Source organism: Bacillus sp. 205(2023), from assembly GCF_037027485.1.
Classification (GTDB): Bacteria; Bacillota; Bacilli; order Bacillales; family Bacillaceae; genus Bacillus; species Bacillus halotolerans.
Genome location: NZ_JAXCHF010000002.1, coordinates 407892 through 429840 on the forward strand (window position 1 = coordinate 407892; position 21949 = coordinate 429840).

Genomic DNA, 21949 nt, shown 5'->3' on the forward strand with positions numbered 1-21949 from the left:
AAAATAGAAAACTATGTAAAATCCCTTGTGACAGGTTTCTTTGGCGCAGAACGAAACGCTGCAAAAAACCAAATGATGTTTACAGCCGCTGAAGCGAGACAGAGCCCCATCACAGTGGTTACATCAGAGAGCGGATGGTCACCGAATATACTGACCATCAGCACAATGGCGGCAGTAGATAAGTGAATCAGCAAACCCATGCCGCAAAGCGCCGCCATCACAAATCTCATTGCATCCACACCCAGCATGTAAATGAGGATTGGAATGAGATAGAAAACAAGTATCATACCAATTGCCGACCACATACCGATAGAGTTGAACTGATTGGCTGAGGACCCCGTGTCTGCCAGCGGAGAAAGTGAAGCCGCAGCAATCATCACGCAAAAAAGGAACCCAGAAATCGCAGTCATGATCACCACGCTATTTTTTCTGGACATGATCAATTGACACCTCCTAAAATAGAAATATTAACCTTTATTATAAGGTAAAATCTAATAGAAATCGATGGTATTTCTAAAAACACCCATAAAAAAAGATATACTCCATTCATTTGAAATAGAGTATAACTGGAAAAAACGTTAAGAACTGAACATCTGATCCATTTGTTTCAGTCCATCTTCTGATAATTGAAGATTTGCTGTTTTGATATTCCCTCTTGAGCTGGCCAGGCCGAGTGGCTCCCGGGATGATCAAATCAATCCCAGGCTGATCAACAGCCATGACAAAGCGACCTGTGCCGGCTCCGCTTGTTTTTGTTCAGCAAACCGCTTTAATTTCTCCAGCTTTGCTTCGATCAGCTCCCACACCTGCTGCAAGTCACTTTGCTTCTGTTTCAATTTCTCCTGGTAATTTCTTAGCAGCTCGCGCTGAGTATCATCCAAGCGATCTGTCTGTTCCTGCAGGCTGAGGAACGGCTTCATTTCCTCTAAAGACATGCCCGTTTTCTTCAAACATCTGATGAACAGCAGACGTTTCTTTCTTGTCATCCTCACTAAACACCCGATGGCCGTTCGCCTTTCGTTTAACCGGCGGAAGCAAGCCGATTTTCTCATAATAGCGAACCGCATCCTCAGTCATTTGGCACTGCTCCATGACTTCTTTTAATGTATAAGGCATGTTTTTTCACCGTCTGTGGTAGATTTATATAGTAGAAAAGAAAGGATAAAAGACTCATTTTTCAGTAATATCAGGATTTTATCACCATATCATATTGCAAAAGCTTTTTTTACAAAGTATACTGTTCCAGATTAATTCAAAGGAGAGAGAAATATACATGGAAAAACCGGCAGGATTTTGGATTCGTGTTTTAGCTTATTTGATTGATGGCATTATTGTATCTGTTCCTAGCTATATTATTCTATTTATTATCAATTCCGTATTTATCGCTGGATCCATCGCAACAGACCCATACATGACAAAAGACGAATATATGGTGAAATACTTAACGCTTGCCTTTTTGCCAGCCATACTGATTATGATTGTCATCAGTGTGCTATATTACGGTCTGCTTACAGCTTCTAAAATGCAAGGCACGCTCGGCAAGAAAATTCTCGGGCTGAAAGTAGTCAATGAACAAGGCGGACGCGTGTCTATCGGGCAGGCAATCGGACGTTACTTTGCGTACATATTATCTGGAATTATCTTTTATATCGGTTTTATCATGGTGGCATTCGGAGAGAAAAAGGGCCTTCATGACATCATTTGCCGTACACGGGTTGTATATAAATAATTGAAAACATGAAAAAGTCTAGACGTCAATTATGAGTCTAGACTTTTATTTATCTATGATTTCTTCAAGATCGGCTGCCACTTCATATACGTAAGGCTCCTCCAAAGCCACTCAAACGGCCCCATTCGGAATGCCCGCAGCCAAAGATGGCTGATGATCATTTGAAGGGCACATACCGCGATCGTGATCAGCACGCCCGCAGCCGGATATACTTTTCCGTATAACCCTATCCCGTAATGATAGAAAATCCACGTACAAATGATTGATTGCATGAGATAGTTGGTAAATGCCATTCTCCCGACTGCGGAAAAGTATTGCAGCGGCTTAGCCAGTCTTGTCTTATGATAAAGATACACAATCGTTGTGACGTAGAAAAACATAAGAAAAGGCGCACCAACCAGCAAAAATACTTCCATTTCGGTCACACTGTACAATATATGAGCGCTGATGCCAATGACCAGCCCAGACAGCCATACTCTTTTTAACGCTTTGCGGTGCTTTTCCGGCTGATGCAGAAATCTTGATTTTGCCGCCGCGGCTCCCAGCAAAAACATACTGAAATATGGGATGGAGGCAAAAAAGAAATTCAGCGGATTATAGGTCAGCATGCCATTCATTGACATATAAACGAGCCGATCGTGGATTCGCTGTTCCGCAATGTCTTTCAGGCTGCCGTTTCCGTAAGCATGCAGCGCCTGCTTCGCTTGCTGAATGGCTGCTTGTGCCCATTCTTGTCCGTTTGCTTGATGAAAGCTTGCCAAAATGAACGGAAGAGAAAACAGGAGATACAAAGAGACTGCCCATATCAACAATGTTTTCGGCTTTGCTTTTCTAAACAAAAGTAAAACCAAACCAAGCAGGGCGTATTCTGTTAAGATATCCCCGTCCCATATCAAAAAAGCATGAATGGTTCCAAAGATGAAGAGTGCCAATAATCTTCTGATATAAAGCGGGACAAAACGTTTTCCTTTGCTTAACGCTCTCTCCATCATCACCACCATGCCAAACCCAAATAAAAATGAAAACAGTAAAATACATTTGGTTTGAATCAAAAATTTCAATATTTCTGTTGCAGCAAAGTCTGCACCAGACCACTTTTCCGTGAAAAAATTATCCTTTCCAAGCATAGACAAATACATATCCGGATAACTGAAGTGCGCCAAATTCACAAATAGGATGCCGAAAATGGCAATTCCTCTTAACACGTCAAGCACACCAATCCGCTCATTTGTCAGAGTCGGCTGTAATGAAGCCATATGAATCACGCTCCTTTTTTTTATACCTCAATCCTATGAAAAAAAGAAGCGAAGAAACATCGATTTAGGTGGCAACGCAAAGGAAAAACCTTACAATCTCGTCACCTTCACAATAAAAAACCAGGCTTCACAGGAAGCCCGGCGGAGATATTATGGTTTCATGACCTTTAAATCTAATGTCTCGATATTCTGCAAGACACGGTCGAATCGCAAAGCTTGAGGCTCACTCGGGAAGATATGCCCTTTATACGGATCTCCTAACGTGCGGAAAAACGGCTCAAATAAGCCCGGAACCAATACACCCACCATTTTGGTATAGTGAGAATCCAAGCGATATGAGTGTACAGTGTTGGCAGGAACATGCAGGAAATCTCCAGGATTAAGCTGAATTTCTTCACCATCGGCCCACATCGTCATTTGCCCTTCAAGGCAATAGAAAGTTTCTGTATGATGCTCATGGTAATGATCAACGATGCGATCGCCTTTAGAGCCTTCAGATGATACAACGATAAATTGCCCGTCCGTATTCTTTTGCGCAGCCACAATGCGGTGAAGCTGATCGCCCGTCAATAGGCGGTCTCCTTCTCCAGACTCAAGCACGTATGGAACAACGCCAGCCGGAAGTTCTGTATTCTCCACTAGTTTTGGAGCACCGGCAGGGTTTTCATCCTCCGCAAATATAATGTCCGCCGCCTCAGCCGCTTTTGCAAAACGCTCTTTTGATACCTCTTCGCTTGCGTGCGGCGGATGTTCAGCGTGATCATACGGCGTTCCAAGCACGGAATACATATGTGCGACGTTCCCTTTCATTGTGTAAGACACCAGCCGTGTTCTGTGGCTATGCATCCGGTAGCTGTGCGGCGTTCCGGCCGGAATGTTCGCATAATCACCAGCTACTAAAAGATGATGTTCTCCATCAAGCGTCAGTTCAAGCTTACCGTCCAGAACAAGAAGCCCTTCATGCGTATTTTTGTGAATATGAAGCGGAAAGGCATCTCCTTTTCCCCCAGAAAGCAGCACGATCTCGAACAAATCTCCCGTGCTCTTTCCGTTTGCCAGCACTGTCGCGACCTGTCTGCCGAACAAATAGCGCTCTCCCTCTCCGCTGCGAAGCAAGTAAGGCACTTTTTCTTTGGGCAGTGAATATTTACTTAACGTTTTCATGTTACGCCCTCCAATTTAGACCAGTCTATATATTATGGGTTTCCGGCTAGACCGTTCTATATAATTGTAGGGGAAAGGATAACAAATTGCTACCCTTTTTTCCTCACCAATACTGGAATTTGTTCGGCAATGAGAAGAAGCGGCGTTTTGTCTTTATTCGTTAAAGAAAGCATAATGCCGCCTTCAATCATCGAGTTGATCAGCATTCCCAGCTGGCTTGCTTCTTCTTCTGCAAATCCGTTTTCCATTAATTTTCTGGCGAAAACCGCTTCCCAGCTTTTAAACACCTTCATGCAAACCGTGCGCAGCGGCTCGCTGATTAACGCCGTTTCACTCGCCAGCAAGCCGACTGGAATCCCTTGAATGCTTTCCGTATTGTCAAACTGGCTGGCGGTTTTTTTGATAAAACGCTGAATCGCTTCAACAGGATCAGAGGATTCATCCATGCTTTTCTGTATCACATGTTCAACGATCTTACCCGTATATGTAACCGCTTCAATTGCTAATTCTTCTTTGCCATTCGGAAAAAAGTGATAAAGCGATCCCTTAGGAGCACCGCTTTCTTTCACAATCTGGTTTAAGCCCGTCGCGTGATATCCTTGCAGCTGGAACAGACGTGACGCTGCGTGAAGGATTTTTTCACGTGAATCTCCTCTGCTAGTCATTGAAACATTCCCTCCTAGGTATGGTAGAGCGACTTATATAATATAAAAAAGAACCATGGGATTGTCAAAAGGGGTAAGAACCTCCTGGAAGGGGTAAATGTAGACAAACATGTCTAGGAGGGGATTCTCGATGACAACTGATGATACGGTCACCAATACTGAACAGCTTGAAAAACAGCAAAACCCGAAAACGAAGCTCAAACTGAAAAAAGTAAAGGATCAAGTCATCGTCATTACCGGTGCCACAAGCGGAATCGGCCTCGTCACCGCGAGAATGGCGGCCGAAAAAGGAGCAAAAGTCGTCGCAGCAGCCCGAAATGAAGACGCCCTTCAGGAGCTCGTTGATGAAGTAAAGAAAAAAGGGCACGAAGCCATCTATGTAAAAGCGGATGTGGGAAAAGAAGAAGACGTCAACCGCATCGCAGAAACCGCGATCAGCACATTCGGCCGCTTTGACACATGGGTTAACAACGCCGCTGTTTCGGTTTTCGGACACGCCATGGATGTTACCACCGAAGACATGAAGCGCGTGTTTGACACCAATTTCTGGGGTCCGGTCTATGGAACAAGGGCAGCCGTCAAACACTTTACAAGCAGAGGCGGTCCGGGTGCTCTCATCAATGTAGGAAGCCTGTTCGGCGACAGAGGAACCGTTATACAATCCACCTACGCGTCTGCGAAATTCGCGCTTCACGGATGGACAGAAAGCATCCGAATGGAGCTTGAAAAAGAACAGGCACCCGTCTCGGTCACACTCATCCATCCAGGCAGAATCGACACGCCTTACAACGAACACGCCAGAAGCTACCTGGACAAACAGCCGGCTCATTACCGCTCTATGATCTACCCGCCGGAAACTGCAGCCGAAGCCATTCTGTTTGCCGCTGAACATCCGAAACGCGACATGTACATCGGCTCGCAGGCAAAAGCCATCGCCATGCTGGGTGCACTCTTCCCCCGGCTGACCGACAGGCTGATGGAAAAAATCATGTACTGCAGCCAGCATGCGGAAAGACCGTCCAAACCGCGTGAAGAAAGCGCGCTTTACCATGCGGGCTACGGCATGCATGACAGGGGGACAAATAAAGGGTGGCTTCGGTCAAGAAGCTATTATGTAAAGGCCACAAAGCGCCCGGCGGTAACTGCGGCTGCGGCTGTCGGGCTTGCTTGTGTCTGGGCTGCCGTTAAACGCACTAAATGAGACCTTCCATCATTTGATTGCACACCATAAAAACCCATGCAGATGTAACATAATGCATGGGTTTTTTGATGTTAATCGACAAAGGCCTTGTTCATACGCTGCAGAAGTTCGCCAAACATCTCTTTTTCATGTATTGACCACTCTTTCAGCATCTGTTCATAACGTTCTAAGCGCATCTGCTGATCTGCCTTTAATGCTTGTTTGCCGAGTTTTGTAATGGTAAACAGACTGACTCTTCTATCGGAAGGATCGGTAAAACGATAGATAAGCTCCTTGGCCTCTAAAGCTGCAGCTTGTCTGGAAAGAGTAGAAATATCAAGCTTAAACGACTCCGCCAGCTCTTTTACACGAGCGGGTCCAAACTCATCCAATTGTCTCAATAATAAGTAAGAGGATCTCTCCAAATTCCCTGTTCTTTTCTCTGATTGATCCAGATAAACAGCTCTCCTGATAAATGTGGTCAGCTCATATTCAATCAATTCGACTGGATTCTGTTTTTGCAATGGCTTTCGCTCCCCATTCCGATGTTTGACATTGACAGCATTCTATATACTTGTATAATACAAATGTATAAGCTCTGTATGAATAAGTATTGGGTGATAAAATCTATTTATTTACTTGTATAGTACAACCATATAAAAAGAAAGTAAAGTCATTCCTCAGAACAAACCAAAAGGAAGTCAACCAGAAAGGAGGAAGCTGTTCTAATAGAGAGCAGTACTTGCTGTGAAAATCATTCGAATAATTTTGCAAGTGTTGATATTATATGTGTTTTTTATCATCGGAGAAGCACTTCAGCATCTGTTTCATTTACCGATATCAGGAAGCATAGTCGGCTTGGTATTGCTGCTGATCTGCTTAGCCCTCCGTATTGTGCCGGTTGCCATTATTGAAGACGGAGCCGGGTTTTTATTGTCCTTTCTGCCATTGTTATTCATTCCGGCTATGACCGGAGTGATGAAGTATCCATCTCTCGTTTCATTAAATGGGTTGATGTTGCTGATTACAGTCGTTTTGAGCACCATCTTCACGATCATTGCAGCAGGAGCCGCCAGCCAGGTTCTGGAAAAAAGAGCCAACAAACGAAAGGAGAAAAAGAAATGCAGCAAGCATGTATCGCAATCATTATAATTCTTTTGACAGTTGCGGCTTACTTAGCGATGGTACAGCTCTACAAGCGATTCCCTTTTCCATTTCTTATCCCTGTTCTGACAACGACAATTTTGATTGTCGCGTGTTTGGCGATGTTCCATATTTCGTATGAAGGCTATATGATCGGAGGAAAATGGATCAATTCTTTGCTTGGGCCGGCTGTTGTGGCACTGGCATATCCGCTTTATAAACAACGGCACATTATTATGAAATACAGCATTCCCATTATAGGCGGTGTGCTGGTCGGATTGTGTATGGGGATGATCAGCGGGCTCATTTTCGCGGAAGCATTCGGGGTCAATCATGATCTCGTATTGTCCATTCTGCCGAAGTCGATCACAACCCCAGTTGCTATCCAAATTGCCGCCGGCCTTGGCGGTGTTCCTTCCATGACAGTCGTATTTGTCATGGTCGCGGGTTTTTCAGGCGTCATTCTCGGGCCGCTGATCCTAAAATGGCTTCGTATCCGCAGTTCACTCGGAAAAGGCATCGCATTAGGCAGCGCCTCCCATGCACTCGGCACCTCAAAAGCATTTGAATATGGAGAACTGGCCGTATCCATGAGTTCGGTCTCAATGACGCTTTGTGCGGTACTCGGCTCATTCTTTGGGCCGCTCGTCGTCTGGCTGTTTCATATTTAACAAAAAAAGACTGCCTTCAGCGGGCAGTCTTTTTCCATATCTATTTTACGCTGCTGATGCCGAACTGGCGTCTTGGAAAATGGCAAAGAGGAGAAAGGAAACCGATCAAAATAAACAGGCATTTCGCCTGTTTATTTTAATTCTCCTATGTCTTTTAAATATTGTTCCCGTTCTTCTTTCGTCAAACTATTTAAAAAGTCTTCTTTAACCTCTTTATCAAAATCATCCCAGTTTTCAAATCGATCCGCTAAGTCTTTAGAGAAACTCATGCCATCAACCTTGTTAGAATTATAGATTAAATCAGCAGAAAAATGAAACTTTTCTGGGTCCCCGTTTACATAGCCATCTATAATGATTCTCCCCATCGGGTTAATTTCTATTTCTTTTTCAAAGGTTATCGTTTTTATAAAATGATGAATGTCTTCTTTCTTTAATGTCTCTTCTACTTTAGGCTTCATTTTTTCAGCATATTCTTCTGCTTTTTCTCGATCGCTCTTTTCTTCACTGTTCATATTTTTGTTGCCTCCAGTTGTTTCTTTTTCATTGGTTTTATCAAAATAAAAGTATAAGGCACCTGCAATTAAAATTATTATAATCGCACCTGCACTTATCATTTTCCTCATGGTTATCATTGGAAATTCATCCTTTTTATTTTATTATACAAGATATGTACAAAGATTAGGAGTGGCGTAATTGGCTAAGAATAAGTCTATAAAAATTACGGATGAGGATTATAACCGTATATCGAGTGCTGCCTACGATATTCAAAACTATCATATTGGTGAGATTATATATACTAGTAACAGGCAAAAGCTATACGTTATCGATTATAAAAAAACAGAAAAGGGCCTTAACGCTCTTACTCTTGTTTCTCGTGAGGATTACCGTAGTTCTCATGAAGGCAAACACCCTGAAAAAATCCAAAACGCCATCATCGCATACCGCGGATCAGAACCTATCAGCACTAACCAATTAAAAGAAACGATTAAGGAAACAAATCAGCGTGGAAAAAGAGAAGAGCTCATTAAAGAACTAGAGAAAAAAGGGATCAATATTCCAGCTGAAGAAGATGGGTCTTCTTTTGACTCAGTAACAGGTTTCTCTGAATATGCAAATGAAATCATCCAAGATTGGCTTCACATGGATACTAGTTATCTAGTTGGCAAAAAGCCGTTTGATGACGGGACAGAGAACCAGGCGATTCAGGCAGATCAATATGCAAAAAAAATACATAAAGACTTTAAAAATGCTGACATTCAAGTCACCGGTCACTCATTAGGCGGATCTAATGCAAGCTACGCAGTCGTGATGAATGACTTTATAGACCGCGGTGTCACTTTCGAGAATCCTAACATATATGAAAACCTGCCTAAGGATGTAAAAGCCCGGGCGTTTAAGGGAGAGTTTCGCAGCCGTTTAACAGAATATATTAATTTAAATGATGGATTATCCTTGCTGAATCGGGATGCTGCTGAAGTAGGCAAAGTAAAAGTGATGTATGACGAAGCTTTGCCCAATGGTGTACAGAATAATAGCCTCCCTGATGAAGTGAAAATGCTGGGTCTTGGACTGAAACATTATGGCAATCAATCTCTTGATATCACACTATTTGCTGAAGCCTTGATGGGAAGTCACGGCTTGGATCGATACAGCTTCCATTCAGATGGCTCTGCCCAAACTGTGGATGATGTTTTAAAGAACAACCCTGACTTTGCATTAACGATGCTAAACCAAATGAAATCAACGAATGTGAAGGCCAATACAGGTGTTTCGATTCTTATCAAATCACATGTATTAATGAATACAAGTACTCAGTTGAAACATATTGCCGAAACGGAATGGTCAAAAATGATACGCCAGATTGAAAGAATTGATGACAAAGTAAAGGATTCAATTGAGGATGTCCGGAATATGCATACACGAATGGTTGGTTTTGGCGCCTATGATGAATTATCAGTTTCCGATGTCGATGATCTGATCAATAAGATCAAAATGAACAAACCGCACCACCTTTTTTACTCAAAAGAAAAATATGATCAGGCAGTAGATGCAGCGCTCAATCTGCAACACTTTCTACAGATGATTGCAGATGATCTCGGACATATGGGACATGCGTATCATGATGCAGATCTGGCAGCGGCCAGTCGAATGGGGATTTCATAAGGAGAGAAAGAAACATGGATTTTATGAATAAGAAACCAACAGATGCTGACCGTTTTATGCAAAGAGTGATGAGTCAGCATTCAAGCACTTCGATTTTTTCAAACACTAATGTAAATACCTCTGAAATGACACCTGAACAATTGGCGGCGTTCAAAGAGAAGAAGAGACAAGAACAAAAATTGGCGTTGATGAATTCAATCAAAAAACAATTAAGCTATGCATTCCAGGAAGACCGTAAGAATTTGTCTTCGATCCTTGAAAACATTACAGATGCCGAGCAGGCTATAAAGACAAAACGAGAAATCCTCAACCATCATATGTCTGGAAAAGCAATAGATAGTGTCACTGATCAAATGAAAGATCACCTTTCATTTGATAAAGTTCATTCCGATGTTTCGAGTGTAATCAATTCCATTGGCTTATAAGGTAGAGAGTCAATATAGCTTAAAATAAAGAAGATATCATCTCCGACGAAGTGGCGCAGCGAGAACGAATTACGAATGAAACTGTGCGTCTGGAAAACGATCATTAGCACAGAAAAAAGCAGACTGTTCCCAGTCTGCTTTTCCCATTACGATCTAAAGAAATCAATCAGCGGCTGAAAATCCTTAGACAAATCAACGTCATTCGGCTCTGCTTGAAGCAGGCGGTCAATCATTTGCTCTAATTCCTCAATATCATTTTTATCTGTGTATTCAATGAAGTTTAAGCTTTCAAGCCAATCACGGTATGAATGTTTAGCTTTGCCGTAGCTATTTCCAAAGACGAGGCATGGCGTTTTTGTGATAATCGAGAAGATCATAGCGTGAAGGCGGTCTGTCACCACCAATTGACTGGAACCAATGCGGTCGAGCATTTCCATGAAATGCTTTTCCCGATCCTCGTAATCAATCGTGTCTACCGTATCAAGCACCGTGTCTGTACGCTCCGCATAGGTTGTTTTTTCTGCCCATTTCATCATGTGTGAAATAAAATCTTCATCGGTTACCTTCTCCTTGTCCGCTCTTAAAATAAAAAGAACGCCGTCCCGTTCAAGCTCTTTCGGTACGATATCCAAAGACAGCACCATATCCGGTGTAAAAATGACATCTGCATTGAAGGTTTCTTTCACAACATCGAGCGTCTGTGTCTCCCGCGCGGCAATCGTTAAATTTGGATTTTGATGGTACGCATCCTGTGTTTTTTTCTTTTCTTTGTTTCCGTCCTCTGTATCTTCAAAATAGACGGATTGCGGAAGAGAAATGGATTTATAGTCTTTAAACGCTGCAAAGACCTTCCTTCTGTCCTCCTCAATATCGAGGTAAAGGTTGCCCAGATTTCCTCCGCCGGTAAAGCAGACAATATCGTCTTCACGGATGATCTCCTTCACCAATTCAATGCCTTCGTCCGTCGCGTAGTCCATAATTTCAATATATTCATAGTACGGAAAATGATTTTTAATAAATTTCTCTTCCGCATACGCAATCGCTTGGTCTCCGATGTTTGTGTAACTCGGGGAACCAAACAAAAATACTTTTCGTTTATCATTTAATAAGGCTTCGGGTTTTACATTCGGTGCGATCCCTTTTACTAGTTTTTTGCCTTTGATTTCTTGTACAGTCATGTCTGTGTCCTCCTTCTAGGTTGTGCTTGGTTATCTGTCTGTACCCAGAAAGGAGGGTGTATATGCACGGGCATGTGCTTGACCGGCTTTATATCAGATCCATCGTTTTCGCCAGTTTTAAAGATGCCGCAATATTTCTTGCCGTTCTTTCCATATTCTCGGCTGCATGCTCAAGTGCGTCTGCAAGGGGTACGGCTCCCGGCACGATGCTGAAAAGGGCATCCATCCCGTGTGCATAGACCGCATCACTGTCTCGCGAAACTGATCCCGCAAGTCCAATGACAGGCACATCGTATGCCTTAGCCGCTTTGGCCACGCCAATCGGCGTCTTCCCGTAAACTGTCTGGCTGTCAATCCGCCCTTCGCCGGTAATCACAAGATCTGCATCCTGAACCTTGCTTTCAAACTGGACCGCATCGAGGACGATATCAATGCCTCTTTTCAAATCAGCACGGAGAAAAGTAAGCAGACTCCAACCGAGACCGCCTGCTGCACCGGCGCCCTCTGTTTCCCTGAAGCTTGTTTCAAGCGTTGTTTCTGCCACATCCGCAAAGTGAGACAGGTTCTGGTCAAGTATACGCACCATGTCAGGCGTGGCGCCTTTTTGAGGACCGAAAACAGCGGAAGCCCCTCTTGGCCCTGTTAACGGGTTATCCACGTCGCAGGCGACTTCGATTTTCACATTTCGTAATCTGGGATCAAGTCCTGCCACATCTATTGAGGAAAGCTGAGAAAGCGCACCGCCTCCGGGACCGATCTCATGAGCTGATTCATCAAGAAGCCTTCCGCCCAGCGCCTGAACCATCCCGGCTCCGCCATCATTTGTGGCGCTTCCGCCGACTCCGATGATCAAATGCTCTGCACCCGCATCAAGAGCCGCCGCGATTAATTCTCCCGTTCCTCTAGTAGAAGTGACAAGCGGATCCCTCTTCTCTGCGGGCACAAGATGCAATCCCGATGCGGCAGCCATCTCAATCACAGCCGTTTTTCCGTCTCCCATTAGGCCAAAAAACGCTTTTACCGGTTCCCCCAGCGGACCCGTAACAATCTGCTCTTTTATGATTCCGCCTGTGGCATCGATTAATGACTGTACCGTTCCCTCACCGCCGTCCGCCATCGGCAGCTTCCGATATTCAGCATTCGGGAAAACTGTTTTGAAGCCTCTTTCTATGGCGTGAGCCGCCTCTAACGCTGATAAGCTTTCCTTAAAAGAATCTGGTGCAATAATGATTTTCATCCAATCGCCTCTTTCAAAAAGTGATGATTCACACTGTCTTTTCTTCAATTTACCATAATTACTTTTGGAGATATATACCAATTTATTGGGAAAAATTTTATAAAAAATTAGAAATGAAAGTGTTTGCATTAATAAAATATTCGCGTTATCATACTTGTATACAAGTATACTCCTTAGTGAGGAAGGTGAGCGTATGCTAGACTCCAAGGACCTGTTGTATCCCGCAAAATGGCTTTCAAAAGCGTCAACCGGCGTTCGCGTCGCATGCGAGCTGAGGATGCGGATTATTTCAGGCATGATTGAAAGCGGTACCATTCTATCAGAAAATACAATCGCGGCTGAGTTTTCAGTAAGCCGTTCGCCGGTTCGCGAAGCGTTAAAAATACTGGCTTCCGAAAAAATTATCCGTTTAGAACGAATGGGAGCGGTTGTGATTGGGTTAACTGAAAAGGAAATCGCAGAAATATATGACGTGCGTTTATTATTAGAAACGTTTGTCTTTGAACGGCTTGTCAAAATTGACATTGAGCCATTAGTCAAAGATCTCAGCAAGATTCTAGAAATAATGAAAGTCTCCATCAAATACGAGGACGCGGACGAGTTTTCATTTCAGGATGTGTTATTCCATGAAACGATTATCCGCGCCATTGATCACTCATACATTCAGATGATCTGGAACAATCTAAAACCCGTAATGGAAAGCTTTATTCTTTTATCAATGCGGGTACGGTTAAAGGAAAAGTACGAAGATTTCTCAAGGATTCTGGATAACCATGAGCTTTATATTCAAGCGATCAAAACAAAGGACAGGGCGCTGATGATTCAGTCTCTGCACCAGAATTTTGACGATGTACAAGAAAAAGTAGAGGACCTCTGGCTCTCACAACAAATGCTGGCAAAAGGAGCTGAACACAAAAATGACTAGTTATATGTTAGGAATCGATATCGGTACGACCAGCACAAAGGCTGTATTATTCACTGAAAACGGAGACGTGGTACAGAAAGAAAGCATCGGCTACCCGCTCCATACGCCAGACATCTCAACGGCTGAACAAAACCCGGAATTGATTTTTCAGGCTGTTATCCATACAACTGCAAAAATCACGAAACAGCACCCAGAAAAACAGATCTCATTTATTTCCTTCAGCAGCGCCATGCACAGCGTCATTGCCATGGGCGAAAATGATCAGCCTCTGACACCATGCATCACGTGGGCAGACAATCGAAGCGAGGGCTGGGCGCATAAGATTAAAGATGAACTCAACGGGCATGAGGTCTACAAACGAACAGGAACACCCATTCATCCCATGTCACCGTTAAGCAAAATTGCCTGGATCACAAACGAACGGAAAGAAATCGCTTCCAAGGCAAAAAAATATATCGGCATTAAAGAATACATCTTTAAACAGCTGTTTGATGAATATGTCATCGACTATTCCTTAGCATCAGCGACTGGCATGATGAACCTCAAAAGCTTGAATTGGGACGAAGAAGCGTTACACATCGCAGGGATCACGCCGGATCACTTATCCAAACTCGTGCCGACAACCGAGATCTTTCAGCACTGCAGCCCGGAATTAGCGATCCAGATGGGGATCGATCCGGAAACACCTTTTGTCATCGGCGCAAGCGACGGCGTACTGTCCAATCTCGGCGTCAATGCCATTAAAAAAGGAGAAATCGCCGTTACAATCGGTACGAGCGGCGCTATCCGAACCATTATCGACCAGCCGCAAACCGATGAAAAGGGAAGAATTTTCTGCTACGCGTTAACGGACAAGCATTGGGTCATCGGCGGTCCGGTGAACAATGGAGGCATCGTTCTTCGCTGGATCAGAGATGAATTTGCTTCGTCAGAAATTGAAACAGCAACAAGACTGGGAATTGACCCATATGACGTGCTGACGAAGATTGCTGAACGCGTCAAACCGGGTTCTGACGGTCTTCTGTTCCACCCGTATCTTGCCGGGGAACGCGCTCCGTTATGGAACCCGGATGTACGCGGCTCATTTTTCGGCCTGACCATGTCACATAAAAAAGAACATATGATACGTGCAGCATTAGAAGGGGTCATTTACAATCTGTACACTGTGTTCCTGGCGCTAACAGAATGCATGGACGGACCGGTCACACGAATTCAAGCGACTGGCGGCTTTGCAAGATCAGAGGTTTGGCGGCAAATGATGTCGGACATATTCGAATCTGAAGTCGTCGTTCCTGAAAGCTACGAAAGCTCATGTCTCGGCGCCTGCATTTTAGGCCTGTATGCGACAGGAAAAATCGACTCGTTCGAAGCCGTGTCCGACATGATCGGCAGCACGTACAGACATACGCCAATCGAAGACTCAGCCAAAGAATATAGAACATTAATGCCGATATTCATCAATCTATCGAGATCATTAGAAAATCAATATACCCAAATTGCAAATTATCAAAGAAGCCTAATTACACACAAATAGCACATGACATGAAGGGGAGGGCATTATCATGCCATTAATCATTGTTGCACTTGGGATCTTAGCATTACTATTTTTGATTATGGGCTTGAAATTAAATACATTTATTTCCTTATTAGTTGTATCATTCGGCGTGGCACTGGCACTTGGGATGCCGTTTGATAAAGTTGTCAGCTCCATTGAAGAAGGTATAGGGGGGACACTTGGCCACATCGCACTCATCTTCGGACTCGGTGCGATGCTGGGCAAGCTGATTGCTGACTCAGGCGGCGCACAGCGTATAGCAATGACGCTCGTCAACAAATTCGGCGAGAAAAATATACAGTGGGCTGTTGTGATTGCTTCCTTTATTATCGGAATCGCGTTGTTCTTTGAAGTAGGATTGGTTCTATTAATCCCGATCGTTTTCGCAATTTCAAGAGAATTGAAGATTTCTATTTTATATCTCGGTATTCCGATGGTCGCAGCATTATCCGTCACACACGGGTTCCTGCCGCCGCACCCGGGACCGACAGCAATTGCCGGAGAATACGGCGCAAATATCGGGGAAGTACTGCTGTACGGCTTCATTGTTGCTGTTCCGACAGTCCTGATTGCAGGGCCAATATTTACAAAGTTCGCAAAAAAAATCGTTCCTGCATCATTTGCGAAAAACGGAAATATTTCGTCACTCGGCACACAAAAAACATTCAAGCTTGAAGAAACACCAGGCTTTGGAATCAGTGTGTTTACAGCAATGCTTCCGATTATCATTATGTCGATCGCAACCATCATTGATTTGCTTCAGGAAACAATTGGATTTGCGGATAACGGTCTTCTGGCTTTCATCCGTTTGATCGGGAATGCATCGACTGCCATGATCATCTCACTGCTCGTCGCTGTTTACACAATGGGGATCGCACGCAACATTCCCATCAAAACCGTCATGGACTCTTGTTCTACAGCCATCTCGCAAATTGGCATGATGCTGTTGATCATCGGGGGAGGCGGCGCCTTTAAACAAGTGCTAATCAACGGCGGTGTCGGCGACTACGTAGCGGATTTATTCAAAGAAACGGCATTATCACCGATTCTGCTGGCATGGCTCATCGCAGCGATCCTGCGCATCTCCTTAGGATCAGCAACCGTTGCCGCATTAAGCACGACGGGGCTCGTCATTCCATTGCTGGGACAGTCCGATGCCAACCTTGCATTAGTGGTGCTCGCAACAGGCGCGGGAAGCGTCATCGCTTCACACGTCAACGATGCCGGCTTCTGGATGTTCAAAGAATACTTTGGATTAAGCATGAAAGAAACATTTGCCACATGGACCTTGCTGGAAACAATTATCTCCGTTGCTGGACTAGGATTTATATTATTGTTAAGTTTAGTTGTATGAAATTAATGAAGGAGATGTAACACACATGTTCAATACAATTGGTGTCATAGGCTTAGGCGTAATGGGAAGCAATATCGCCTTAAACATGGCAAATAAAGGCGAAAAAGTCGCCGTCTATAATTACACCAGAGATTTAACGGACCAGCTTGTGAAAAAGCTGGATGGACAATCGCTGAGCCCGTACTACGAGCTTCAAGATTTTGTTCAATCACTAGAAACACCAAGAAAAATCTTTCTGATGGTCACAGCGGGAAAACCGGTCGATTCCGTCATCCATTCGTTAATGCCTTTGCTTGAAGAAGGAGACGTCATCATGGACGGAGGCAACTCCCACTACGAAGACACAGAAAGAAGGTATGACGAGCTGAAGGAAAAAGGAATCGGCTACTTGGGAATTGGCATTTCCGGCGGTGAAGTCGGCGCATTAAAAGGGCCTTCCATCATGCCGGGCGGAGATCGAGACGTCTATGAAAAAGCCGCTCCGATCCTGACCAAAATCGCCGCACAAGTCGGAGAAGACCCATGCTGTGTCTACATCGGACCAAAAGGGGCAGGGCACTTCACAAAAATGGTGCACAACGGCATTGAGTATGCAGATATGCAGCTGATTGCTGAAGCCTATACATTTCTTAGAGAAACGCTTCGTCTGCCGCTCGAAGAAATCGCCAGCATCTTTGAAACGTGGAATCAAGGTGAGCTGAAAAGCTATCTAATAGAGATTACAGCGGAGATTTTACGGAAAAAGGACGAACATACAGGTCAGCCGCTGATCGATGTCATTCTTGATAAAACCGGCCAGAAAGGCACAGGAAAATGGACAAGCATGCAAGCTATTGATAACGGCATTCCATCCGCTATTATCACCGAGTCCTTGTTTGCCCGCTACCTGTCGTCCTTAAAAGAAGAACGTATGGCGGCTGAACAATTGTTAGCCGGTCCGGAAACAGAGGAAAAACATTACGATAAGGATCTCTGGATTGAATACGTCAGACAAGCCTTATACATGGGAAAAGTATGCGCCTACGCACAAGGCTTTGCTCAATATAAAATGTCATCTGAGCTTTACGGATGGGACCTGCCGCTTAAAGACATCGCTTTGATTTTCCGCGGCGGCTGCATCATCCGCGCGGATTTCCTGAACGTCATCAGCGAAGCATTCCAAGAGCAGCCAGATCTCTCAAACCTGCTGATCGCACCTTATTTTTCAGAAAAGCTTAAAGCTTATCAGACAGGCATGCGAAAAGTCGTTTGCGAGGGAATCAGCGCCGGAAGCGCGTTCCCATGCTTAAGCACCGCGCTCTCTTACTACGACGGCTACCGCACAGGGCGTTCCAACGCCAACCTGTTACAGGCGCAGCGCGATTATTTCGGCGCCCATACGTACGAGCGGACAGATATAGATGGCGTTTTCCATACCAATTGGTCTGATGCAAACTAATAGATAAGGCTGACAGCTGGAGCTTTTATACCAGCTGCCAGCTTTTTTTATAGGATAAACTCACAAATCACAACTAATTGAGAATCAGACATATAAAATTTGAATATTTGTCAAAGAGCAATTTATGCTGATAACACCAGCACTTTCCTACACGATGAAAGGAAAAAGAGAAAATAATTAAGGGGTTTTGTCTTGACAAAAAATATATATTAATTAATAATTCATATATAATTAGAATTATTATTGAAAGCACTATTGCTTTCTAAACCATTTTTAGGAGGAATAACATTATGTCTTTAATCGGTAAAGAAGTACAACCATTCGAAGCAAAAGCATTCAAAAACGGTGAATTCATCGATGTAACAAACGAATCTCTAAAAGGTCAATGGAGCGTATTCTGCTTCTACCCAGCAGATTTCTCTTTCGTATGCCCAACTGAGCTTGAAGATCTTCAAAACCAATACGCTGCACTTAAAGAATTAGGTGTTGAAGTGTACTCTATCTCTACAGATACTCACTTCGTACACAAAGGCTGGCATGACAGCTCTGAAAAAATCGGCAAAATCACTTACGCAATGATCGGTGACCCATCTCAAACGATCTCTCGCAACTTCGATGTTCTTGACGAAGAATCTGGTCTTGCTGACCGCGGAACATTCATCATCGATCCAGATGGCGTGATCCAAACTGTTGAAATCAATGCAGGCGGTATCGGCCGTGACGCAAGCAACCTGATCAGCAAAGTAAAAGCAGCACAATACGTTCGTCAAAACCCAGGTGAAGTTTGCCCGGCTAAATGGGAAGAAGGCGGCGAAACTCTTACACCTAGCCTTGATCTAGTAGGTAAAATCTAAGGAGTGCATTCAATTGGTACTTGATCCAAATATCAAAGCACAATTAAATCAATACATGCAGCTAATTGAGAACGACATTGTTCTCAAAGTGAGTGCAGGTGAAGATGACACTTCTAAGGACATGCTGGCTCTCGTTGATGAGCTGGCTTCCATGTCATCTAAAATCACTGTTGAAAAAGCTGAATTGAACAGAACGCCAAGCTTCAGTGTGAACCGCGCCGGAGAAGACACTGGCGTTACTTTCGCCGGTATTCCTCTTGGACACGAATTCACTTCTTTAGTGTTGGCATTGCTGCAAGTGAGCGGCAGACCGCCTAAGGTAGATCAGAAAGTCATTGATCAGGTGAAGAAGATCAGCGGTGAATACCACTTTGAATCTTATATCAGCCTGACATGCCACAACTGTCCTGATGTTGTACAAGCTTTAAACATGATGAGCGTGCTGAACCCGAACATCACTCACACCATGATTGACGGTGCGGCATACAAATCAGAAGTTGAAAGCAAAAACATTATGGCAGTGCCAACGGTTTACCTAAACGGCGAATCCTTCGGAAGCGGCCGTATGACCCTCGAAGAGATTCTTGCGAAAATGGGCAGCGGCGCAGATGCATCTGAGTTCGCTGACAAAGATCCTTACGACGTTCTTGTTGTCGGCGGCGGACCTGCCGGCGCAAGTGCTGCCATTTATACGGCACGTAAAGGAATCCGCACAGGTGTTGTCGCTGAACGCTTCGGCGGACAGGTTCTCGACACCATGAGCATCGAAAACTTCATCAGCGTAAAAGCAACTGAAGGACCGAAGCTTGCTGCAAGTCTTGAAGAGCACGTGAAGGAATATGATATTGATGTCATGAACCTTCAGCGCGCCAAACGACTTGAGAAAAAAGACCTGTTCGAACTTGAACTCGAAAACGGTGCTGTCCTAAAAAGTAAAACAGTCATCCTTTCAACAGGTGCCCGCTGGCGCAATGTCAACGTACCTGGTGAACAAGAGTTCAAAAACAAAGGTGTCGCTTACTGCCCGCACTGTGATGGCCCATTGTTTGAAGGCAAAGACGTAGCCGTTATCGGCGGCGGAAACTCTGGTATCGAAGCAGCGATTGATCTTGCAGGTATTGTTAATCACGTCACTGTGCTAGAGTTCGCGCCGGAACTGAAGGCAGACGAAGTCTTGCAAAAACGTCTCTACAGCCTGCCAAACGTCACTGTACTCAAAAATGCACAAACAAAAGAAATCACAGGCGATCAGAGCGTAAACGGCATCACGTACACAGACCGCGAAACAGGCGAAGAAAAACACGTTGAACTCCAAGGTGTATTCGTCCAAATCGGTCTCGTGCCAAACACAGAATGGTTAGACGAAACCGTTGAACGCAACCGCATCGGCGAAATCGTAGTCGACAAAAATGGCGCCACAAGCGTCCCAGGCTTATTCGCTGCGGGTGACTGCACAGACGGTCCTTACAACCAAATCATTATTTCAATGGGATCAGGAGCAACTGCCGCTTTAGGCGCGTTTGATTACCTTATCCGTAACTAATACAAGAAAGCCTCTATATTGCCTGATTGGCAGCATAGAGGCTTTCTTTTTTACACCATATTGCATATTTTATCCACTTGTAATAGAATTGTAATATTGTAGTGTGAATCGTCACTTCACACTAAGCATATTTGCTGTTTTTAAAGCGAAACGCACTGATTTTCTATTTAAAGTACCTTGATACTTTTTGACCTTGTTTTTCAGATCTTTAATGGTTTTTTCCTTTTTTGCATTTTCTAATGCCACAAGCGCTTCCCAGCGTTTAGCTGTTTCTGTAGAACTGCAGCCGCTAACTGTAGTCACAGGCGGAAGAAGCTTCGTGCTAGATAGCTTTTCGTCAAAAGGAACTGTATCAGGAATCATCTTCTCTTTATAAATATGATCCAATTCATTTTTATTTAAGAAGCTGATAAAATGGTCAAAGTTTTGTGCTTGCCGTTTCTCAGGCTGATGGAAATCAAGTGTTTCAATTAATTCTAACAGTTTTGTCTGAGCCGTTATCTCATTTGCCATGACATGCGTTAACTGATGGTACTCAGCTAATTCCCGCATTCTAGCATCTTTCGGCAGCAAAAGGCTCGGTGTTCCGGCGATCGTCGCTGCGATATTTCCATGCAGTCTTGCGCCAAAGCTCAAATCAGCTTGTTTCAGGAAGTCCAGCCAAGTCGGCACATTTAAAAAGAACCGCACTCTATCATTCTGATAAGCAGGGTCTTCCATGCTGACCGGATAATTATCGGCAGGCTTCGCTAAAGCAGGGGCACCGGCATATGTCAGAATCATCTCTTTCCGCCATTGCGGGATAAAGTAATGATTAGGGAACTCTTTCATGCTTCTCGTAATGAAGTCCAGCACATGCTTAGGAGACAGCCTTGACGAGTTAACCGTCACCATCGATTCTGATGTGATATTGGTTTCTCTTATCTTCAGTTCTCTTCCAAACGCATACATAGAAGGACAGCCAATTACCGTATGGTCAACACCTTCACGGAAGCCTAATCTGGAAAGGTATTTCGCTGTAATCTCACCGCGGACACCGATCATATTGGATCTCTCCAGCACCGCACTCACAAATGCCTTTACATCCTGATCAAATGGGAAACCCTCATTTAACTTCGGTTCAAATGGAGCACGCAACCCAACACCAATTACAACAACCGGAATGGTTAATTTTTTGATTAATTGGGTATATTTCCGTAATGAAGGCACAAAATCCTCTCGGAATGCATCTGCCAGCGGAATAATGTACATATCATACTTTTTATTGATTTGTTCAGCATCTGCCGGATTAATTCGATAATAATCAGGAGTAATTGTTGTTTCTTCCGTCATCAGCGTACGAAACACACTGTAAGCATACACTAGGTTTCCTACGTTGCCGCCGATGGAGTTGCGAACAATCATTTCAGCTGCATTAAATGTATCAAATGGTGATATGCCAGCTCTTATTAAAATGTTTTTCAATGTGA

At 44.1% G+C, this 21949-nt stretch carries 23 protein-coding genes; 12 read left to right on the plus strand and 11 right to left on the minus strand.

Annotated features, from left to right (window positions below):
• Nucleotides 1–11 precede the first annotated feature (11 nt).
• The 3 genes from WA325_RS09545 to WA325_RS09555 form a co-directional block, all read right to left on the minus strand.
• On the minus strand, nt 12–437 hold the full coding sequence (locus tag WA325_RS09545) for a DUF5391 family protein (RefSeq protein WP_105954694.1): 426 nt from the start codon (nt 435–437) through the stop codon (nt 12–14).
• A gap of 252 nt (nt 438–689) precedes the next feature.
• Entirely contained in the window at nt 690–935 is a 246-nt protein-coding gene (locus WA325_RS09550) for a hypothetical protein (RefSeq protein ID WP_336183530.1), read from the minus strand.
• Nucleotides 874–1116, minus strand: a complete 243-nt coding sequence (locus WA325_RS09555) for a MerR family DNA-binding transcriptional regulator (protein ID WP_326327207.1) — start codon at nt 1114–1116, stop codon at nt 874–876. Before WA325_RS09555 ends, WA325_RS09550 begins: the two co-directional genes overlap by 62 nt.
• A gap of 157 nt (nt 1117–1273) precedes the next feature.
• On the opposite strand from WA325_RS09555, the gene WA325_RS09560 reads away from it, so the two are divergent.
• Nucleotides 1274–1729: an RDD family protein gene (locus WA325_RS09560; RefSeq protein ID WP_326327205.1), complete on the plus strand. Its 456-nt coding sequence runs from the start codon at nt 1274–1276 to the stop codon at nt 1727–1729.
• A gap of 53 nt (nt 1730–1782) precedes the next feature.
• On the opposite strand, the gene WA325_RS09565 is transcribed toward WA325_RS09560, so the two are convergent.
• The 3 genes from WA325_RS09565 to yxaF form a co-directional block, all read right to left on the minus strand.
• Nucleotides 1783–2985, minus strand: a complete 1203-nt coding sequence (locus WA325_RS09565; protein ID WP_105954581.1) for a DUF418 domain-containing protein — start codon at nt 2983–2985, stop codon at nt 1783–1785.
• Between the two features lie 150 nt (nt 2986–3135).
• Nucleotides 3136–4149 (minus strand): quercetin 2,3-dioxygenase, encoded by a 1014-nt coding sequence (locus WA325_RS09570; RefSeq protein WP_336183531.1) that lies wholly within the window; start codon nt 4147–4149, stop codon nt 3136–3138.
• Between the two features lie 89 nt (nt 4150–4238).
• On the minus strand, nt 4239–4814 hold the full coding sequence (gene yxaF, locus WA325_RS09575; RefSeq protein ID WP_202853702.1) for a transcriptional regulator YxaF: 576 nt from the start codon (nt 4812–4814) through the stop codon (nt 4239–4241).
• Nucleotides 4815–4944: 130 nt separating this feature from the next.
• Here yxaF and WA325_RS09580 point away from each other — a divergent pair, with 130 nt between their 5' ends.
• Nucleotides 4945–6015, plus strand: coding sequence for an SDR family oxidoreductase (locus tag WA325_RS09580; protein ID WP_105954583.1), 1071 nt, complete (start codon nt 4945–4947; stop codon nt 6013–6015).
• A 71-nt stretch (nt 6016–6086) separates the two neighbouring features.
• Here WA325_RS09580 and WA325_RS09585 read toward each other — a convergent pair whose 3' ends face one another.
• Complete coding sequence (locus tag WA325_RS09585; protein ID WP_095712611.1) at nt 6087–6518, minus strand: MarR family winged helix-turn-helix transcriptional regulator; 432 nt, start codon at nt 6516–6518, stop codon at nt 6087–6089.
• A 223-nt stretch (nt 6519–6741) separates the two neighbouring features.
• Here WA325_RS09585 and WA325_RS09590 point away from each other — a divergent pair, with 223 nt between their 5' ends.
• A complete protein-coding gene (locus WA325_RS09590; RefSeq protein WP_095712610.1) occupies nt 6742–7146 on the plus strand; it encodes a CidA/LrgA family holin-like protein in 405 nt (134 codons plus the stop codon).
• Complete coding sequence (locus WA325_RS09595) at nt 7116–7808, plus strand: LrgB family protein (protein ID WP_336183532.1); 693 nt, start codon at nt 7116–7118, stop codon at nt 7806–7808. The genes WA325_RS09590 and WA325_RS09595 overlap by 31 nt, the downstream gene beginning before the upstream one ends.
• A 131-nt stretch (nt 7809–7939) precedes the next feature.
• On the opposite strand, the gene WA325_RS09600 is transcribed toward WA325_RS09595, so the two are convergent.
• Nucleotides 7940–8440 carry a DUF1433 domain-containing protein gene (locus tag WA325_RS09600; RefSeq protein ID WP_198098237.1) on the minus strand — a complete coding sequence of 167 codons (501 nt, stop codon included), beginning with the start codon at nt 8438–8440 and terminating at the stop codon, nt 7940–7942.
• Between the two features lie 61 nt (nt 8441–8501).
• On the opposite strand from WA325_RS09600, the gene WA325_RS09605 reads away from it, so the two are divergent.
• Nucleotides 8502–9971, plus strand: a complete 1470-nt coding sequence (locus WA325_RS09605; RefSeq protein WP_336183533.1) for a lipase — start codon at nt 8502–8504, stop codon at nt 9969–9971.
• A 14-nt stretch (nt 9972–9985) separates the two neighbouring features.
• Nucleotides 9986–10396: a hypothetical protein gene (locus WA325_RS09610; RefSeq protein WP_336183534.1), complete on the plus strand. Its 411-nt coding sequence runs from the start codon at nt 9986–9988 to the stop codon at nt 10394–10396.
• Between the two features lie 146 nt (nt 10397–10542).
• On the opposite strand, the gene WA325_RS09615 is transcribed toward WA325_RS09610, so the two are convergent.
• On the minus strand, nt 10543–11574 hold the full coding sequence (locus WA325_RS09615; RefSeq protein WP_105991082.1) for a polysaccharide pyruvyl transferase family protein: 1032 nt from the start codon (nt 11572–11574) through the stop codon (nt 10543–10545).
• An 88-nt stretch (nt 11575–11662) separates the two neighbouring features.
• Nucleotides 11663–12811 (minus strand): glycerate kinase, encoded by a 1149-nt coding sequence (locus WA325_RS09620; RefSeq protein ID WP_336183535.1) that lies wholly within the window; start codon nt 12809–12811, stop codon nt 11663–11665.
• Nucleotides 12812–13004: 193 nt separating this feature from the next.
• Between WA325_RS09620 and gntR the strand changes: the two genes are divergently transcribed.
• From gntR to ahpF, 6 genes are all read left to right on the plus strand, one after another.
• Nucleotides 13005–13736 carry a gluconate operon transcriptional repressor GntR gene (gene gntR / locus WA325_RS09625; RefSeq protein ID WP_202853706.1) on the plus strand — a complete coding sequence of 244 codons (732 nt, stop codon included), beginning with the start codon at nt 13005–13007 and terminating at the stop codon, nt 13734–13736.
• Entirely contained in the window at nt 13729–15270 is a 1542-nt protein-coding gene (gene gntK / locus WA325_RS09630) for a gluconokinase (protein ID WP_336183536.1), read from the plus strand. Before gntR ends, gntK begins: the two co-directional genes overlap by 8 nt.
• A 28-nt stretch (nt 15271–15298) precedes the next feature.
• A complete protein-coding gene (gene gntP, locus WA325_RS09635) occupies nt 15299–16645 on the plus strand; it encodes a gluconate permease GntP (protein WP_044160144.1) in 1347 nt (448 codons plus the stop codon).
• A 25-nt stretch (nt 16646–16670) separates the two neighbouring features.
• Entirely contained in the window at nt 16671–18083 is a 1413-nt protein-coding gene (gene gnd, locus WA325_RS09640) for a decarboxylating NADP(+)-dependent phosphogluconate dehydrogenase (RefSeq protein ID WP_248337757.1), read from the plus strand.
• Between the two features lie 290 nt (nt 18084–18373).
• Entirely contained in the window at nt 18374–18937 is a 564-nt protein-coding gene (ahpC, locus tag WA325_RS09645; RefSeq protein WP_024123485.1) for an alkyl hydroperoxide reductase subunit C, read from the plus strand.
• 13 nt (nt 18938–18950) lie between these two features.
• Nucleotides 18951–20480, plus strand: coding sequence for an alkyl hydroperoxide reductase subunit F (ahpF, locus tag WA325_RS09650; protein WP_059292151.1), 1530 nt, complete (start codon nt 18951–18953; stop codon nt 20478–20480).
• 111 nt (nt 20481–20591) lie between these two features.
• Here the strand turns inward: ahpF and WA325_RS09655 are convergent, their stop codons facing one another.
• Nucleotides 20592–21944 carry a polysaccharide pyruvyl transferase family protein gene (locus WA325_RS09655; protein ID WP_336183537.1) on the minus strand — a complete coding sequence of 451 codons (1353 nt, stop codon included), beginning with the start codon at nt 21942–21944 and terminating at the stop codon, nt 20592–20594.
• Nucleotides 21945–21949 lie beyond the last annotated feature (5 nt).

What these genes read in the sequence shown, in the direction of transcription:
- WA325_RS09615 (WP_105991082.1), bottom strand. Translation starts at nt 11,574, where the DNA reads ATGACTGTACAAGAAATCAAAGGCAAAAAACTAGTAAAAGGGATCGCA.
- WA325_RS09555 (WP_326327207.1), bottom strand. Translation starts at nt 1,116, where the DNA reads ATGCCTTATACATTAAAAGAAGTCATGGAGCAGTGCCAAATGACTGAG.
- ahpC (WP_024123485.1), top strand. Translation starts at nt 18,374, where the DNA reads ATGTCTTTAATCGGTAAAGAAGTACAACCATTCGAAGCAAAAGCATTC.
- WA325_RS09545 (WP_105954694.1), bottom strand. Translation starts at nt 437, where the DNA reads ATGTCCAGAAAAAATAGCGTGGTGATCATGACTGCGATTTCTGGGTTC.
- yxaF (WP_202853702.1), bottom strand. Translation starts at nt 4,814, where the DNA reads ATGACTAGCAGAGGAGATTCACGTGAAAAAATCCTTCACGCAGCGTCA.
- WA325_RS09600 (WP_198098237.1), bottom strand. Translation starts at nt 8,440, where the DNA reads ATGATAACCATGAGGAAAATGATAAGTGCAGGTGCGATTATAATAATT.
- WA325_RS09560 (WP_326327205.1), top strand. Translation starts at nt 1,274, where the DNA reads ATGGAAAAACCGGCAGGATTTTGGATTCGTGTTTTAGCTTATTTGATT.
- WA325_RS09565 (WP_105954581.1), bottom strand. Translation starts at nt 2,985, where the DNA reads ATGGCTTCATTACAGCCGACTCTGACAAATGAGCGGATTGGTGTGCTT.
- gntP (WP_044160144.1), top strand. Translation starts at nt 15,299, where the DNA reads ATGCCATTAATCATTGTTGCACTTGGGATCTTAGCATTACTATTTTTG.
- WA325_RS09620 (WP_336183535.1), bottom strand. Translation starts at nt 12,811, where the DNA reads ATGAAAATCATTATTGCACCAGATTCTTTTAAGGAAAGCTTATCAGCG.
- WA325_RS09550 (WP_336183530.1), bottom strand. Translation starts at nt 935, where the DNA reads ATGTCTTTAGAGGAAATGAAGCCGTTCCTCAGCCTGCAGGAACAGACA.
- WA325_RS09595 (WP_336183532.1), top strand. Translation starts at nt 7,116, where the DNA reads ATGCAGCAAGCATGTATCGCAATCATTATAATTCTTTTGACAGTTGCG.
- WA325_RS09610 (WP_336183534.1), top strand. Translation starts at nt 9,986, where the DNA reads ATGGATTTTATGAATAAGAAACCAACAGATGCTGACCGTTTTATGCAA.
- gnd (WP_248337757.1), top strand. Translation starts at nt 16,671, where the DNA reads ATGTTCAATACAATTGGTGTCATAGGCTTAGGCGTAATGGGAAGCAAT.
- WA325_RS09570 (WP_336183531.1), bottom strand. Translation starts at nt 4,149, where the DNA reads ATGAAAACGTTAAGTAAATATTCACTGCCCAAAGAAAAAGTGCCTTAC.
- WA325_RS09580 (WP_105954583.1), top strand. Translation starts at nt 4,945, where the DNA reads ATGACAACTGATGATACGGTCACCAATACTGAACAGCTTGAAAAACAG.
- gntR (WP_202853706.1), top strand. Translation starts at nt 13,005, where the DNA reads ATGCTAGACTCCAAGGACCTGTTGTATCCCGCAAAATGGCTTTCAAAA.
- gntK (WP_336183536.1), top strand. Translation starts at nt 13,729, where the DNA reads ATGACTAGTTATATGTTAGGAATCGATATCGGTACGACCAGCACAAAG.